This window comes from Micromonospora sp. NPDC023966 (assembly GCF_040639095.1).
Classification (GTDB): Bacteria; Actinomycetota; Actinomycetes; order Mycobacteriales; family Micromonosporaceae; genus Micromonospora.
The window spans coordinates 61,355-76,791 of record NZ_JBEZZJ010000010.1; the positions used below are offsets into that span (position 1 = coordinate 61,355).

At 73.3% G+C, this 15,437-nt stretch carries 15 protein-coding genes; 12 read left to right on the forward strand and 3 right to left on the reverse strand.

Annotated features, from left to right (window positions below; translation table 11 throughout):
- Positions 1-20: 20 nt before the first annotated feature.
- Positions 21-941, forward strand: a complete 921-nt coding sequence (locus AB0F68_RS15795; RefSeq protein ID WP_357337967.1) for a serine hydrolase domain-containing protein — start codon at positions 21-23, stop codon at positions 939-941.
- Between the two features lie 51 nt (positions 942-992).
- Here AB0F68_RS15795 and AB0F68_RS15800 read toward each other — a convergent pair whose 3' ends face one another.
- A complete protein-coding gene (locus tag AB0F68_RS15800) occupies positions 993-2,324 on the reverse strand; it encodes an LPXTG cell wall anchor domain-containing protein (RefSeq protein WP_357337974.1) in 1,332 nt (443 codons plus the stop codon).
- Positions 2,325-2,779: 455 nt separating this feature from the next.
- On the opposite strand from AB0F68_RS15800, the gene rsmD reads away from it, so the two are divergent.
- The 10 genes from rsmD (at position 2,780) to AB0F68_RS15850 (ending at position 12,191) form a co-directional block, all read left to right on the forward strand.
- Positions 2,780-3,343 (forward strand): 16S rRNA (guanine(966)-N(2))-methyltransferase RsmD, encoded by a 564-nt coding sequence (gene rsmD, locus AB0F68_RS15805; protein ID WP_357337979.1) that lies wholly within the window; start codon positions 2,780-2,782, stop codon positions 3,341-3,343.
- Positions 3,340-3,816, forward strand: a complete 477-nt coding sequence (gene coaD / locus AB0F68_RS15810; protein WP_357337983.1) for a pantetheine-phosphate adenylyltransferase — start codon at positions 3,340-3,342, stop codon at positions 3,814-3,816. Before rsmD ends, coaD begins: the two co-directional genes overlap by 4 nt.
- A 145-nt stretch (positions 3,817-3,961) precedes the next feature.
- Positions 3,962-4,459, forward strand: coding sequence for a hypothetical protein (locus AB0F68_RS15815; RefSeq protein ID WP_091312510.1), 498 nt, complete (start codon positions 3,962-3,964; stop codon positions 4,457-4,459).
- A 129-nt stretch (positions 4,460-4,588) separates the two neighbouring features.
- Positions 4,589-5,152: a YceD family protein gene (locus AB0F68_RS15820; protein WP_357337987.1), complete on the forward strand. Its 564-nt coding sequence runs from the start codon at positions 4,589-4,591 to the stop codon at positions 5,150-5,152.
- 5 nt (positions 5,153-5,157) lie between these two features.
- Complete coding sequence (rpmF, locus tag AB0F68_RS15825; protein WP_357337991.1) at positions 5,158-5,331, forward strand: 50S ribosomal protein L32; 174 nt, start codon at positions 5,158-5,160, stop codon at positions 5,329-5,331.
- A 127-nt stretch (positions 5,332-5,458) separates the two neighbouring features.
- Positions 5,459-6,418, forward strand: a complete 960-nt coding sequence (locus AB0F68_RS15830; protein ID WP_357338283.1) for a phosphate acyltransferase PlsX — start codon at positions 5,459-5,461, stop codon at positions 6,416-6,418.
- Complete coding sequence (rnc, locus tag AB0F68_RS15835; RefSeq protein ID WP_355340544.1) at positions 6,415-7,209, forward strand: ribonuclease III; 795 nt, start codon at positions 6,415-6,417, stop codon at positions 7,207-7,209. The genes AB0F68_RS15830 and rnc overlap by 4 nt, the downstream gene beginning before the upstream one ends.
- A complete protein-coding gene (mutM, locus tag AB0F68_RS15840) occupies positions 7,202-8,059 on the forward strand; it encodes a bifunctional DNA-formamidopyrimidine glycosylase/DNA-(apurinic or apyrimidinic site) lyase (protein ID WP_357337997.1) in 858 nt (285 codons plus the stop codon). Before rnc ends, mutM begins: the two co-directional genes overlap by 8 nt.
- A 235-nt stretch (positions 8,060-8,294) precedes the next feature.
- Entirely contained in the window at positions 8,295-10,514 is a 2,220-nt protein-coding gene (locus AB0F68_RS15845) for an MMPL family transporter (protein WP_357338000.1), read from the forward strand.
- A 171-nt stretch (positions 10,515-10,685) separates the two neighbouring features.
- Positions 10,686-12,191, forward strand: a complete 1,506-nt coding sequence (locus tag AB0F68_RS15850) for an MFS transporter (RefSeq protein ID WP_357338002.1) — start codon at positions 10,686-10,688, stop codon at positions 12,189-12,191.
- A 124-nt stretch (positions 12,192-12,315) separates the two neighbouring features.
- Here the strand turns inward: AB0F68_RS15850 and AB0F68_RS15855 are convergent, their stop codons facing one another.
- Entirely contained in the window at positions 12,316-13,209 is an 894-nt protein-coding gene (locus AB0F68_RS15855; RefSeq protein ID WP_357338005.1) for an endo alpha-1,4 polygalactosaminidase, read from the reverse strand.
- A 124-nt stretch (positions 13,210-13,333) separates the two neighbouring features.
- Positions 13,334-14,650 (reverse strand): CAP domain-containing protein, encoded by a 1,317-nt coding sequence (locus AB0F68_RS15860; protein WP_357338007.1) that lies wholly within the window; start codon positions 14,648-14,650, stop codon positions 13,334-13,336.
- A 373-nt stretch (positions 14,651-15,023) separates the two neighbouring features.
- Between AB0F68_RS15860 and AB0F68_RS15865 the strand changes: the two genes are divergently transcribed.
- Positions 15,024-15,218: a hypothetical protein gene (locus AB0F68_RS15865; RefSeq protein ID WP_030487463.1), complete on the forward strand. Its 195-nt coding sequence runs from the start codon at positions 15,024-15,026 to the stop codon at positions 15,216-15,218.
- Positions 15,219-15,437: the final 219 nt, after the last annotated feature.

Consider the following 15,437-nt stretch of genomic DNA (forward strand, 5'->3'; position numbering starts at 1 on the left):
GCCGGGCCTAGGCTCGGGCGATGTCCACTCTCTCCCTCGACCGTGGCGTGCTCCTGGTGGCCCGTGGCGACGACCTCCAGGTGGAGCGCGTCGCCGGCCGGGCCGATGCCGGATCGCCCTGCACGCCATCGACCCGGTTCCAGATCGCCTCGATCAGCAAGCAGATGGCGGCCGCCGCCGTGCTGCTCCTCGCCGAGCGGGGCGCGCTGCGCCTGGATGATCCGATCGGTCGCTGGCTGCCGGACCCGCCGGCGGCCTGGTCCGGGATCACCCCGCACCACCTGCTCACCCACACCTCCGGTCTGGGTCATTGGGAGGACTACCCGATGATCGACCTGGCCGCGCCGGCCGAGCCGGACAAGTTGCTGGCCGTCTTCGCCGGCCTGCCGCCGTTGTTCGCCCCCGGGACCCGCTGGCACTACAGCAGTCCCGGCTACGTCCTGCTGGCCCGGGCGGTCGAGCGCGCGTCCGGCCGGCCGTACGCGGCGTTCCTCGCCGAGGAGGTCTTCGCGCCGCTGGGCATGACGGGCAGCTTCGCCGGTGCCGCCGCCGGGCGGGACGACGTGGCGACGGGGCACGAGGGCGGCCGGCCGGTGCCGTCCTGGGACCTGGACACGGTGAGCATGGGCGCCGGGGACGTCTGGTGCACCGGGGCGGATCTGCTCACCTGGCTGGACGTGCCGCGCCGGGGCCGGCTGCTCAGGCCCGCCGCGGTGGCCGCGATGACCGCCCCGCACGCGCCCACCGGCCGCCCGGGCGAGTCGTACGGCTACGGCTGGTTCGTCGGCACGCTGGCCGGGGAGCGGGCGGTCCACCACTCCGGGGACAACGGCGGCTACAAGGCGTTCGCCGGCTGGTTCCCCGACTCGGACCGCCGCCTGGTGCTGCTGACCAACCAGGCCGAGGTCGATGTCACGCTGGTGGAGGCGGTGCTGCGATGAGCCGAGGGCGCGCCGACCGGGTGGCCGGCGCGCCCTCGGGTCGGGCGGACGTCAGGCGGTGAAGCGGATCCGCCGCCGTCGGGTCACGACGAAGAGCACCGCGCCGGCCGCCACCAGGGCACCGGCCACGGCGGCCATGACGCCGGCCGCCGCGCCGGTCACCGGCAGGGCCGGCTCCCCGCCACCGCTGCCACCGGAGTCCTGCTCGGGCGCGTAGATCGCCTCCAGCTCCAGGTCCAGGTCGGGCAGGGCCACGGTGGCCTGCTCGTCCCTGCCGGCCTTGAAGGTCACCTTCTCGGTCCCGCCCGGCGCGACCGTCCGGGTCTCGGTGCGCCCGCCGTAGGTCAGCTCGGCCTTCACCGGCAGGCCACCCTTGGGGTTGGCCACGGTGAGGGTGAAGGTGTCGCAGTCGGCCCTGGTGGCCACTGTCGGCAGCGGGCAGTCCTCCGGGCGCTGCCAGGAGTAGCTGCCCTTGTCCAGCACCTTGCCGTCGACCAGCACCTCGACGGTGCCGGCGTTCGCGGCCGGGACGACGGTGTCGGTGTTCGCCTTGCCCGGCTCGACGGTCACCTTCTTCGACCAGCCGTTCGCGCCGCGCACCTCGAACTCGACCGGGTAGCGGCTCAGGCTGCCGTCGTTGCTCAGCGCCACGGTGACCGTGCCGTCGCAGTTGGACGTGAAGAGCGAGGCGGGGTTGGTGCAGCCGCGGTTGCCGCCGTTGTACCAGCCCTGCGGACCGTGCGACCGGTTGCCGGGTGCGCCGGGGCCGCCGAGCTTGAGGTTGCCGTAGCGCTTGCCGTCCTCGGTCAGCGGGTCGATGACCTGTCTGGTGCCACCCCAGATGAGGTCCACCTGGGTGTTGCAGTCGGGCAGGTCGACCTTGAGGTCGATCGAGGTCTTCGTGCCGCCGATCCAGTCGCTGGCCGGGGTGCCGTACACGTACTGCGGGGTGGCGAACCGCGGCCGCGGGGCGAAGTACGAGACGAGGGTGAACCACTGCCTGCCCGCGCCGCAGAGCGGCAGGTCACCGTCGAGCTTGACCGTGGCGGTGCCCTTCGGGCCGTCGAAGGTGTGGCTGTAGGTCGCCTTGTCGAGGTCCACGCACTTCGGCGCCGGGGCGCAGGGCGCGTCCCGGGTCAGGTCGACGGTGCCGGTGTCGGTGTGGTCCTTGCCGTTCTGCTTCCACAGCGCGTAGATGGTCAGCGAGGCCGACCGGGTGTCGCCGGGCACCCGCTGGACCGCCTGGACCGAGCCGCCGTCGGGGACGACCGTGCCCTCCAGCGGGATGGCGGACGCGCCCTCGACGGCGACGGTCACGTCGGTCTTCGGGTTCGGGGTGACCTGCTGGAGCGTGGCGGCCTTGTCCCGCTCGCTGTTCTCCACCGTCTAGGTGAGGACCCGCTCGCCGGTGAGCTGGTTGCAGGCGGAGGTGGCGTGGACGGTGGTGTGGTGGGCGCTGGCGGGTGCGGAGACCGCCACGGCCCGGCGAGGCCGAGCAGGGCGGCGCCCAGCACGGCGAGCGGTCGCCGTGGCGACAGCCTGGTACGGATCACGGGTACTCCCGGATTGAGGGGTTCGGGGTGGTCGCGTCGGCCGGGGGCGCCCGGGGTTGCGGGGGCGGCGCCGTCCCGACGCCGGTGCCGGCGAGGCGAGCCGACAACCGGGCAGACCCTAGCGAAATCGACACCGCGGGCGTTACCGCAATCGACAGCTCGTAAAGGGTCTGTGATGAATTTGAGATCATTGATATACGGCAGGTGAGCGCCCGTCGCGCCGGGTGGTCCCCCCGGCCCCGTCCGACGGTCGCGTAGCGTCAGGGGCATGTGCGGGAGCAGAGGGTGACCCGGATCGTGGCGGGGACGCTCGGCGGCCGGCGGATCGCCGCGCCGCCCGGCGCCGGCACCCGGCCGACCTCGGACCGGGTCCGGGAGGCGCTGTTCAGCGCGGTGCAGGCCGAGCTGGATCTCGACGGGGCCCGCGTCGCCGATCTCTACGCCGGTTCCGGCGCGGTCGGGTTGGAGGCGCTGTCCCGGGGTGCCTCGCACGTGCTGCTCGTCGAGTCGGACGCCCGGGCGGCCCGGGTCATCCGGGAGAACATCGCCGTGCTCGGCGCCGCCCCGGCCGCCCGCCTGGTCACCGGCAAGGTGGCCACCGTGCTCGCCGCCGGTCCGGAGGGCGGGCGGTACGACGTGGTCTTCGCCGACCCGCCCTACGCCGTACCCGGCGAGGAGATCAGCGCGATGCTGGCCGCGCTGGTCGGCGGCGGCTGGCTGACCCCGGGCGCCCTGGTGGTCGTCGAGCGGTCCAGCCGCACCGGCCCGGTCGAGTGGGTGGAAGGCATCACTGCCGAGCGCAGCCGCCGCTACGGCGAGACCAGCCTTTGGTACGGTCGCCGATCATGAGACGTGCGGTCTGTCCGGGCTCGTTCGACCCGGTCACCAACGGACACCTCGACATCATCGGCCGGGCGAGCCGGCTCTTCGACGAGGTGATCGTCGGTGTGCTGGTCAACCAGTCGAAGCAGGGGCTCTTCACGGTCGAGGAGCGGATCGACATGCTCCGCGAGGTGACCGCCTCGTACGACAACGTGCGGGTCGAGTCGTTCCGCGGCCTGCTGGTCGACTTCTGCCGCGCCCAGCACGCGAGCGTGCTGATCAAGGGCCTGCGCGCGGTCAGCGACTTCGACTACGAGCTCCAGATGGCCCAGATGAACATCGGCCTGGCCGGCGTCGAGACGCTCTTCATGCCGACCAACCCGCTCTACTCCTTCCTCTCCTCCAGCCTGGTCAAGGACGTGGCCAAGTGGGGCGGGGACATCTCCGCGCACGTCCCCGACGTGGTCCGCGAGGAGCTCGTGGCGCGGCTGCGCCCCTGACGCGGGCCGGGCCCGGTGGGCGACGCGCCGGGCGGGGGCGGGTGGCGCGGCGTTGGCCGACGCGTTACATGATGTGTGCAGCGCCGAACCCGGGTGCAGGCCGCATCATGAAGGTCGGCCGACGAACGACAGGAGTGAGGTACCGGTGGACCCGCTCGATCGCATCGACGAACTGATCGCCATGGTGGAGCAGGCGCGCTCCGTTCCGATGTCGCGCAACAACTGCATGGTCGACCGGGGTGAGATGATCGCCGCCCTCGACGAGCTGCGCGTGGAGCTTCCCGCCGACCTGCGCCGGGCCGCCGCGCTGCTGGAGGAGCGGGACAAGATCATGGAGGCCGGCAAGCGCGAGGCCGACCGGATCATCAGCGAGGGTGAGGCGGAACACGCCCGCCTGGTCTCGGTCAACGAGATCACCGTCTCCGCCGAGCACGAGGGCGCCCGAATCATCGCCGAAGCCCGGGCCGAGGCCCAGCGCCTGCGCGAGGAGGTCGACGACTACGTCGACACCGCCCTGGCCAACTTCGAGCAGTTCCTGACCCGGGCGCTCGCCTCGATAGAGCGCGGCCGGGACAAGATGCACGCGCTGCGTGAGATCGGCACCTTCGCTGGGGACGAGGCGGATCGCCCGCTACCCTTCTGAGCGGCACGCGGGGGCCGGCAGCCGACAGCCGGCAGCCGACGGGCCGGGGCGGCGACGCCCCCGGTTCGACGGTCCGCCGGTCGTCCAGGTAACCTTTTTTGTCGGCCACTCACCGGCCGGAGTCTGACTATGCCCAAACACTCGCCAAGCCAACTCGACCCCAGGTCGCCGCTGGTCCTCGACACGAGGGACCTGCCGCGTCGGCCTGGCGCGTTGCGTACGGTCAAGCGCGTGGTGCCGGCACCGGCGGACCTCGGCGTGGAGTTGATCACCGTGCCAGAGGGTGCGGACCTCGACCTCGACCTGAGGTTGGAGTCGGTGTCCGAGGGCGTGCTCGTCTCCGGGACCGTCACCGGTCCCGTCAAGGGCGAGTGCGGTCGCTGCCTGCGCGAGATCGACGACTCGGTGGCCGTGACGATCCAGGAGCTGTACGCGTACGAGAACAGCACCACGGACGACACGACCGACGAGGACGAGGTGGGCCGGATGCAGGGCGATCTGATCGACCTGGAGCCGGCGCTGCGGGACGCGGTGGTGCTCGCACTGCCGACCAACCCGCTCTGCCGGGAGGACTGCCCAGGCTTGTGCCCCGACTGCGGGGTGCACTGGGACGATCTGCCGGCCGACCACAGCCATCAGCAGATCGACCCGCGTTGGGCGGGCCTGTCGCAACTGACCCGTAAAGAGGAGTAAGAACCGTGGCCGTCCCCAAGCGCAAGATGTCGCGCAGCAACACCCGCGCCCGCCGGGCGAACTGGAAGGCCACGGCGGTCGCGACCGTGTCCTGCCCGCAGTGCAAGTCGGCCAAGCTGCCGCACGCCGCCTGCTCCGTCTGCGGCACCTACAACGGCCGTCAGGTCCTCGAGGTCTGACCGCCGAGTGACGTCCCCGACCACTGGTCGGGTGGCGCACGCACCAAGGCTCTCGCCCGGTGCCCCGGCTCCCTCCGCCGCCGGCCGTTCCCCGGCCGGCACGGCGACGGAGCCGGGCACCGCGCGGATCGCCGTCGACCTCCTCGGCGGGGACGATGCTCCCGCCGTCGTGGTTGACGGCGCTCTGCGGGCGGTGCGTACCGACCCTGACCTGCACCTGCTGCTCGTCGGACCGACCGAGGTCGCCGACGGGCTGATCGGTGCGCTCGACCCGGAGCAGCGCACCCGGGTCACCGTCCGCCCGGTGCGGACCGTCGTCGGCATGGCCGACCATCCCACCGCCGCGCGCGGGGAGAGCACCGTCCGCGCCGCCGTGCACGCCGTCCGCGACGGGTTCGCCGACGCGCTCGTCTCCGCCGGCTCGACCGGCGCCACCGTCACCGCCGCCGCGCTCGGCCTCGGTCGCTGGACCGGGGTACGCCGGCCCGCCCTGGTCGCCACCCTGCCCGCCGTCGAAGGGCCGGTGGTGCTGCTGGACGTCGGCGGCACGCTGGAACCCGGACCCGCCACCCTGGCCCGGCACGCCGTGCTCGGCGCCGCCTACGCGGCCGTGGCCCACGGCGTCACCGCCCCTCGGGTCGGGCTGCTCTCCGTCGGCACCGAGGCGGGCAAGGGCGACCGGCTGCGCCGCTCCGCCGACCCCGCCCTCGCCGCCGTGCCCCTGCCCTGCGGCGCCCGCTACGTCGGCCTGGTCGAGGGGTACGACGTCTCCCTCGGCGCCCGCGCTGACGTGGTGGTGACCGACGGCTTCACCGGCAACGTGCTGCTCAAGGCCATCGAGGGCGCGTACGCGATGGCCGGCGGGCCCCCGGCGAGCGGCGGCGCACCGCGCGCGGCGGCCCTGCTCGGGGTGGCCGGCACCGTGGTGGTCTGCCACGGCGCGGCCCGGCCCGAGGACGTCGCCTCGGGCATCGCCCTCGCCGCCCACCTGTGGCGCCGCGGCGCCACCGACACCGTCTCGACCCTGCTCGACGACGTTCCGCACGATCCCGCACCTGACCGCAGAGACACCGAGGTAGCACCATGACCAACGACAAGCGGCGGCGTGCTCCCGTCGGCCACCTGGAGGCGGCCTTCGGGGTGTCGCTCGATCCGGAACTGCTGGAGCGCGCGCTGACCCACCGCTCCTACGCCTACGAGAACGGTGGCCTGCCCACCAACGAGCGGCTGGAGTTTCTCGGCGACTCGGTCCTCGGCGTGGTGATCACCACGGCGCTCTTCCACAACCACCCGGACCTGCCCGAGGGGCAGCTCGCCAAGCTGCGGGCCAGCGTGGTCAACATGCGCGCGCTCGCCGATGTGGCGCGCGGCCTCGGCCCGGACGGGCTGGGCGCGTACCTGCTGCTCGGCAAGGGCGAGGAGGCCACCGGCGGCCGGGACAAGGCCAGCATCCTGGCCGACACCCTGGAGGCGCTGCTCGGCGCGATCTACCTCCAGTACGGCCTGGACACCGCGGCCCTCGTGATCCACCGCCTGTTCGACCCGCTGATGGCGGAGTCGGCCGGCCGGGGCGCGGCGCTCGACTGGAAGACCAGCCTCCAGGAGCTGACCGCGGCCCTGGCGCTGGGCGTCCCGGAATACCGGATCGAGGGCACCGGCCCGGACCACCTCAAGACCTTCACGGCCTGGGTGGTGGTGGCCGGTAACCGCTACGGCGGCGCGGAGGGGCGCAGCAAGAAGGAGGCCGAGCAGCGGGCCGCCGAGTCGGCCTGGCGGATGCTGACCGAGCAGGCCGAGGCGGAGGCCGCCGCGAAGGCCGCCGCCGACGGGGCCGAGCCGGCGGGCGACCCCGCCGAGACCGGTGCCGGCCGTGCCTGAGCTGCCCGAGGTCGAGACCGTCCGGCAGGGGCTGGCCCAGTGGGTCGTCGGCCGGCGTATCACCTCCGTCGAGGTGCGCCACCCCCGGGCGGTCCGCCGGCACGAGCCGGGCGGCGAGCATTTCGCCGACGTACTGGCCGGTCGGACGATCACGGACGTGCGGCGCCGGGGCAAGTACCTGTGGTTGCCGCTGGACAGCGGGGACGCCCTCATCGGGCACCTCGGCATGTCCGGCCAGCTGCTGCTCCAGCCGGTCGGTGCGGCCGACGAGCTGCACCTGCGGGTCCGGTTCCGGTTCGCCGACGACGGCCCGGAGTTGCGCTTCGTCGACCAGCGCACGTTCGGCGGGCTGTCGGTCTCCGAGGGCGGGGCCGAGCTGCCGGCCGAGATCGCGCACATCGCCCGGGACCCGATGGACCCGGAGTTCTCCGACGCCGGCTTCGTGGCGGCGCTGCGGAAGCGGCGGACCGAGGTGAAGCGGGCGCTGCTCGACCAGACGCTGATCTCCGGCGTCGGCAACATCTACGCCGACGAGGCGCTGTGGCGGGCCAAGCTGCACGGCACCCGGCCGACCGACGCGCTGACCGGTCCGGCGGCCGCCCGGCTGCTCGGTCACGTCCGCGACGTGCTCGGCGAGGCGATCAAGCAGGGCGGCACCAGCTTCGACGAGCTCTACGTCGACGTCAACGGCCAGAGCGGCTACTTCGACCGGTCGCTGAACGCGTACGGCCGGGAGGGGGAGCCCTGCCCGCGGTGCGGGACGCCGATCCGGCGCGAGGCGTTCATGAACCGTTCGTCCTACAGTTGCCCGCGCTGCCAGCCCCGCCCCCGGGTCAGCCTCCGGGGATGACCCCGAGCCGGCTCGGGGTTGCGCCGGTGTGCCTCGCCGGCCGCTGCCCGGCGGGTCCCCGGGTCGTACCCTGAAAAGCCCTTTCTGTCCGGTTGGCCGACCGGTTTCCGGCCGCCCGGTTGGAGCCGACCGGATGGGGGACGAGCCGGGGCCGTTCCCCGATGCCGGCGCCCGGCCTGCTCCCTAGCGTCAGCAGACGTCGGCACAGGGCCGACGTCTGGAGGGGATCCCAGGTATGGGCAGGCGACCGGTGACCGTGCGGCTGGCACGGTGGAGTGCGGAGCATCCGTGGCGGGCCATCGCGCTCTGGGTGGTGTTCGTGGCGGTGTGCTTCGTCGGCGGCAACGCCGCCGGCCTCAACGAGGCGACCGACGACGACCAGGCGATCGGCGAGTTCGGGCGGGCCCAGCTGATCGTCGACAGCGGTGGCTTCCACGAGCCGGCCACCGAGAACGTGCTGATCACGCCCCGCTCGGGCACGCTCGACCCGGCCGCCGCGAAGGCCGCGGCCGACGACGCGGCGGCCCGGCTGCGGCAGGTCGACGGGGTGACCTCGGTGGGGGCGCCGATGCCGTCCCGGGACGGCAACGCGGTGCTCGTGCCGATCACCATGTCGGGCGACCCGGAGACCGCCTCCGACCGGGTGCAGCCGCTGCGCGACACCACCGCGAAGGTCCAGGAGGCGCACCCGGCGCTGCGGGTCGAGCAGGTCGGCGGCCCGTCGATCGGCCAGGCGCTCGACGACACTCTCGGCAAGGACTTCAAGCGGGCGGAACTGCTCAGCCTGCCGGTCACCCTGGCCATCCTGATCATCGCGTTCGGCGCGCTGATCGCGGCCGGCGTGCCGGTGCTGCTCGCGCTCTCCTCGGTGGCCGCGGCCATGGGGCTCTCCACCCTCGCCTCGCACCTGGTGCCGGCCACCGACACCACGGCCAGCGTGATCCTGCTGATCGGCATGGCGGTCGGCGTGGACTACTCGCTCTTCTACGTCCGGCGCGAACGCGAGGAGCGGGCCAAGGGCCGCTCCGGGCTCGACGCGGTGGAGATCGCGGCGGAGACCTCCGGGCACGCCGTGGTGGTCTCCGGCACCGCCGTGATCATCTCGATGGCCGGGCTGCTGCTCGCCCAGGACGCCATCTTCTCGTCGCTCGCCGTCGGCTCGATCCTGGTGGTCGCGGTCGCGGTGATCGGTTCGCTGACCGTGCTGCCGGCGCTCCTGGCCAAGCTGGGCCGCTGGGTCGACCGGCCCCGGGTGCCGCTGCTGTGGCGGCTCACCGCGCCGCGCGTCGGGCGGCACGGCCAGCCGGCCCGGCCCCGGTTCTGGCCGGCCGTGCTGAAGCCCGCGCTGCGCGCGCCGCTGGCCACCCTGGTGGTCTCGGTCGGGCTGCTGCTGGCCCTGGCCGCCCCGGCGCTGGGCATGAAGCTGAAGTTCCCCGGCATGGAGGACGTGCCCCGCACCACGGCGGCCATGCAGGCGTACGACCGGCTCACCGCGGCCTTCCCGAGCAACGGCACCAGCCACACCGTGGCGGTGCGGGCGCCGGCCGAGCAGGCCGACCGGGTGCGGGCCGCGCTGACCGGGCTGGCCGACCGGGCCGCCGCCGACCCGCTCTTCGCGCCGGCCGAGGGGGACGGCCCGAAGATCCAGGTGTCGGCCGACCGGCGGGTGTCGGTGCTGGAGGTGGCCACGCCGTACGCCAGCCGCACCGACGAGGCGTCCCGCTCCCTGCACGAGCTGCGCCGGGACCTGGTGCCGGCCGCGCTGGGCGGCATCCCCGGCGTCGAGTACGCGGTCGGCGGCGGGGTGGCGGCCAGCGAGGACTACGCGGACCACATCTGGGCGAAGCTGCCCCTGGTGGCGGCCTTCGTGCTGGCGCTGACCTTCCTGGTGATGGCCTGGACGTTCCGGTCGGTGGTGGTGGCGCTCACCTCGATCCTGCTGAACCTGCTCTCCGCGGGTGCCGCGTACGGCCTGCTGGTGCTGGTCTTCCAGGGCGACTGGGCGGAGGGGCTGCTCGGCTTCACCTCGATGGACGCGATCGTCACCTGGCTGCCGATGTTCCTGTTCGTGGTCCTGTTCGGGCTCTCCATGGACTACCACGTCTTCGTGGTCAGCCGGATCCGCGAGGGGATCCGCCAGGGGATGTCGAACAAGGACGCGGTGGCGTACGGGATCACCTCCTCGGCGGGGGTGGTGACCAGCGCGGCGATCGTCATGGTCGGGGTCTTCTCGATCTTCGCGACGCTGAGCACCATCGACTTCAAGCAGCTCGGCATCGGGCTGGCCGCGGCGATCCTGCTGGACGCCACGATCATCCGGGCGGTGGTGCTGCCCTCGTTGATGACCCTGCTGGGCGACGCGAACTGGTGGGCGCCGCGGTTCCTGCGCGGCCGGGCGGCGACCCCGCCCGCCGAGCCGCCCGCGCCGGCCCCGGAGCTGGTCGGCGCGCGCTGACGGGGGAACGGGGGAGGGCGGGCCGATCCGGCCCGCCCTTCGTCGTGTGACCGGGGCGTCACGGCAGGATTAATCGACGCGGGGGCGGGGCATGTGGGCGGCCATGGACGAACAGCTCACGCCGGCGGCCCGTCGTCGCGCCCCGGCCCTCGCAGCCCTCCGGAGCGCGTCATGAGCACCGACGTGCGGACCGGCACCGTACGGACCAACGTCCCGGCCCGCCTGGACCGGCTGCCGTGGTCCCGCTGGCACTGGATGATCGTGATCGGCCTCGGCACGGTGTGGATCCTCGACGGCCTCGAGGTGACCATCGTCGGCAACCTGTCCGGCAAGCTGGCCGAGCCGGGCAGCGGCCTGAGCATCACCCAGAGCCAGGTCACCGGCCTGGCCGCCGCGCTCTACGTGGCCGGCGCCTGCACCGGCGCGCTCTTCTTCGGCTGGCTCACCGACCGGTTCGGCCGCAAGAAGCTGTTCCTGCTAACCCTCGGGCTCTACCTGGTCGCCACCGCGCTGACCGCGCTCTCCTTCGACACCTGGTGGTTCTTCCTGTTCCGGTTCCTCACCGGCATGGGCATCGGCGGCGAGTACGCGGCCATCAACTCGGCGATCGACGAGCTGATCCCGGCGCGGCACCGCGGCCGGATCGACATCATCATCAACGGCACCTTCTGGCTCGGCGCGGCGCTCGGCGCGTTGCTGACCGTGCCGCTGCTCAACGGACTGCCGACCAACCTCGGCTGGCGGGTCGCCTTCGGTCTGGGCGCGGTGCTCGGCGTGGTGATTCTGCTGGTCCGCCGGCACGTCCCGGAGAGCCCACGCTGGCTGTTCATCCACGGGCGGGCCGACGAGGCGAACCATCTGGTCGACTCGGTCGAGGCCGAGGTGAAGCGGGAGACCGGCAAGGAGCTCACCGAGGCCGACAACTGGATCGAGATCAGGCAGCGGAAGAGCACCAACTTCCTGGAGATCGCGAAGACCCTGTTCGCCCGCTACCCCAAGCGCGCCACGCTCGGCTTCGCCCTCTTCATCGGGCAGGCGTTCCTCTACAACGCGATCACCTTCGGCTTCGCCCAGATCCTGCAGACCTTCTTCGAGGTCCCGCCGGGCAACAGCGGCTACTACTTCGCGGTGATCGCGGTCGGCAACCTGCTCGGCCCGCTGCTGCTGGGCCGCCTCTTCGACACCGTCGGCCGGGTGCCGATGATCGCCGGCTCGTACATCGGCTCGGGCGTGCTGCTGCTCGGCACCGCCTGGCTGTTCCACTCGGGCGTGCTCAACGCGGTGACCATGACCGCCTGCTGGTGCGTGGTGCTCTTCTTCGCCTCGGCCGGCGCCAGCGCCGCGTACCTGACGGTCAGCGAGATCTTCCCGATGGAGACCCGGGCCATGGCCATCGCGTTCTTCTACGCGCTCGGCACGGCCGCCGGCGGCATCACCGGCCCGCTGCTCTTCGCCAAGCTGGTCGGCACCGGCAAGGTCGGCGACACCGTGGTCGCCTTCGTCGTCGGCGCCATCGTCATGATCATCGGCGGTCTGGTGGAACTGACCCTCGGCGTCAAGGCCGAGGGGAAGTCCCTGGAGGACCTCGCCACCCCGCTCAGCGCCGAGCACGCCGGCATCCCGGGGCAGCGCGGTGCCGGCGCCCCCGCGCCGGTCACCGGCGGCGCCCCCGGCTGACCGCCGCCGCTCCCCACGACGCCGCCCCCGCCCACCCGGGCCGGGGGCGGCGTCGATGCCTGAGGGGTACGCGCACCGCGCCGTTCCCCGGCCCCCGCCGGCTTCCGCAGCGTCGGCGGGTGGTTCAGGACAGCGTGCAGGGTTCGCGCCAGGCGTCGAGTTTGCGGTCCTTGAGAATGGAGGCGAAGCCGTAGCCGACCGTGGTGACGCAGAACCGTGCCGGGTCGCCGGTGTATTCCACGTGGAAGACCGGCTTCTGCTCGTCGGTGAAGGGGAGCAGCTTGTCGCACCCGCCGCGGCGGACGCACTCCTGGTTCACCGCGAAGTCGAAGTCGGGAGCGAGCGCCGCCACCTGCGGCAGGTCGTCGACCAGCCCGGGGGAGAGCTCCAGCCGCCGGGCCAGGGCGGCCAGCCGCCGGTTGAACAGCAACTGGTCGTCGAAGGAGAGCGGGAAGCCGGAGCGGTGGAGGTAGCCGTCGGCGTCGTCGAACGCCGCCGCGCCGAAGCCCTTGCCCCGGCAGAGCCGCAGCCGGTCGGCCAGCACCGGCTCCAGCGAGTCCCACCGGCGGACGTCCAGCCACCGGCTGCCGGGCCGGCCCGGCACCGCCGCCCCGCGTACCGCCGCCGGGAAGCGGCTGGCGTCCGGGTCGGTGGCCGCGTACGTGCCGACCCGGACCTGGCAGACCAGGCGGCGGTTGCGGGCGCGCAGCGCGGCGGTCTCGCCGGAGGTGGTCCGCACCGGGTCGAGCAGGAAGACGTCGGCCTCGACGGTGACGTCCAGCCGGCCGGTGAGCTGCCACTGCCACTGCCAGTGCCCGGCCTGTGCGGCCGGCCACGGGGTGGGTGCCCCGGGCGGGACGAGCGGCTCACGGCAGGCCGGCATCGGGGCGAGCAGCAGCACCGTCAGCAACACCGCCACGCCCCGGCGCGGCCCACGTCGGCGGACGCGGACCGGCCGGGGCGACACGGCCCACGCCGGCCGGATCCGCATCGACAGCTCCCGGGTCGCGGGCGGCACCCCGCCCCCTGCCGGTACGTCTCCGGCGGCCCCGGTGCGCCGGCCACCGGGCCGGCACGGCTCAGGCGTCCCCGGCGTACCTCACCGGGTCAACGAGCGCGGGCCCGGTGACGACGCGCCACGCTCAGCGCGGGGTGCCGAAGTCCTGCGTCCAGTACGGCCCGTTGCTGCGCGCCACGCCCACGCCGATCTCGGTGAACGAGCAGTTCAGGATGTTCGCCCGGTGGCCCGAGGAGTTCATCCAGGCGTCCATCACCGCGGCCGGGCTCTGCTGGTTCCAGGCCACGTTCTCGCCGTACGACCGCCAGGCGTAGCCGACCCGGTCGAGCCGGTCGCCCACGTCGCTGCCGTCGCTGCCGTCGTGCGACATGGTCTTGTGGTCGGCCTGGTCCTGGCTGTGCCGCTGGGCGGCGAGCATCAGCTTGTCGTCGATGGTCAGCGCCTTGCAGCCGGCCTTGGCCCGCTCTTGGTTGACCAGCTCGACGACCTCCCGCAGCTCGGCGCTGATGCCCTTGGTCGAGGTCGTGTTGGCGCCGGTGCTGCTCGGCGCCGTGCTCCGCGACAGTTGCCGGGACGGCGCGGTGGTCCGGCTCGGCTTCGGGGTCGGCTTCTTCGTCGGGCTCGGCTTGGCGCTGGTCGGCGCGGCCGTGGGGCTGGCCGAGTCCGGGGCGAGCGCATCGCCGGGGAACGCCTCGGTGCCGTCGGACGCGAGCGGCGCGGCGGCCACCGGGGCGTCGGCGGAGGTCCGCTCGGTCGGCTCGTCACCGCCGGGCAGCACCAGGGCGCCCACGCCCAGGCTCACCACGAGGGTCGCCGCGGCGGCGGCCCCACCGATGAGGAGGGGACGCGGCAGGCGGCGCCGCTGCCGGTGCCGGCCGGTGTCGTCCGTCTGGGCGTCGGTCGCCGGCTGCCAGGCGCCCGCCGGCCGCTCGTCCGCGACCGGCTGCCAGGAGCCCGTCGTCTGCTGGTCGGCGACCGGCGGCCACGCGGCGGCGGGGTGCTCGTCGGCGACCGGCTGCCAGGCGGCGGTGGCCCGCTCCTCCGGGTGCCAGCCGGCGGCCCGCTCGTAGGGGGACATCGGCCCGACCGGGTGGGCCGCCGGGCCGTACGCCGGTGGCTCGACGGCCGGGGAGTACCCGGTCCGGTCGGCGTCGGCGTACCGCCCGGCGTCGGCCCACCCGGGCGTCCCGGCGCCGGCTTCGGGGAGGTGGCCGCGCTCGGGAGTGGGGTCGTCCCGCCAAGGGGTGGCCCGCGCGTCGGCCCGCCAGACCCCGGTGGGCGCCTCGGTCCAGTCCGGGCCGGGCTGCCCCGGCTCGTCCCCGAAGAGGTACGACGACCGCGGCTCGGGCCGGTCGGTGAGCCAGGCCGGTCCCTCGTCGGTCGGCGGCTCGGGGCGGCGGGGAACGCCATCCGGGTCGATCGGGTCGGTCCAGCGATACACGCCTGTCCCCTCCACGGGTCGGTTGCGGGCCGGGGTGACGCTACGGTCGCGGCGCGAGCTGCGGCAACGTGGCTAAGAAAGAGTTAAGGGGAACCAGACAGCAAGGGTGAGGCGTTCACACATTCCCGGGCGTACAGTAAAGGCGTCCGGACAGAGCGTGTCCGCGCCTTGTGGCAACCCCCCGACAAGTGGACCGGTGGACGTGGAGATGATCTACGGCCTGCGGGAACTTGACGAAGGAGGGGGGTTCGGCTCAATATATAGGTGTCGCCAGTCGCGCCCAGCCATGCCCGGATTTCGCGGGGATGGCAGCCGCGAACATCATGGGCGCGCGTTGGCCGGCCTTTCCGGCAGCGCATATCAAGGAGTCAGCATGGCGAAGGCCCTCTACGGCCACGTAGGTGCAGCGCCCGACCGGCGTCTGCTCGACGAGGTCACCCGACTGCGTTCCAGGGTTCAGGCACTGGAGTTCGAGATCACGCGTCTGCGCGCCGACAACGATCGGCTTGCGGCGGCTGCGGCGGAGGCTGACGACCTCCTCCGACTGGCCGAGCCCGCTCTGACCTGATCTCCGGTTGTCGGAAAACTGAATCGCACCACACAGAAAACGCGCGCCGACACCCAGTGCCGGCGCGCAGCTTTTTGTTTTCCGGACCGCATTCCGCGATCTTGCGGGCCGTCCCGGAATTGCGTCCCGCAATTATGATCTTGCACTTTCCCGTGGCATGCGCCACATCGCCGGAAACCCGGACAGCTCCGGCACCGGGTGGGTCGCGTACCAGGCTCT

Excerpts from the sequence above, each read along its gene's own strand:
- coaD (WP_357337983.1), top strand. The coding sequence starts at position 3,340 with ATGAGACGTGCGGTCTGTCCGGGCTCGTTCGACCCGGTCACCAACGGA.
- AB0F68_RS15795 (WP_357337967.1), top strand. The coding sequence starts at position 21 with ATGTCCACTCTCTCCCTCGACCGTGGCGTGCTCCTGGTGGCCCGTGGC.
- AB0F68_RS15820 (WP_357337987.1), top strand. The coding sequence starts at position 4,589 with ATGCCCAAACACTCGCCAAGCCAACTCGACCCCAGGTCGCCGCTGGTC.
- rnc (WP_355340544.1), top strand. The coding sequence starts at position 6,415 with ATGACCAACGACAAGCGGCGGCGTGCTCCCGTCGGCCACCTGGAGGCG.
- AB0F68_RS15845 (WP_357338000.1), top strand. The coding sequence starts at position 8,295 with ATGGGCAGGCGACCGGTGACCGTGCGGCTGGCACGGTGGAGTGCGGAG.
- AB0F68_RS15850 (WP_357338002.1), top strand. The coding sequence starts at position 10,686 with ATGAGCACCGACGTGCGGACCGGCACCGTACGGACCAACGTCCCGGCC.
- AB0F68_RS15865 (WP_030487463.1), top strand. The coding sequence starts at position 15,024 with ATGGCGAAGGCCCTCTACGGCCACGTAGGTGCAGCGCCCGACCGGCGT.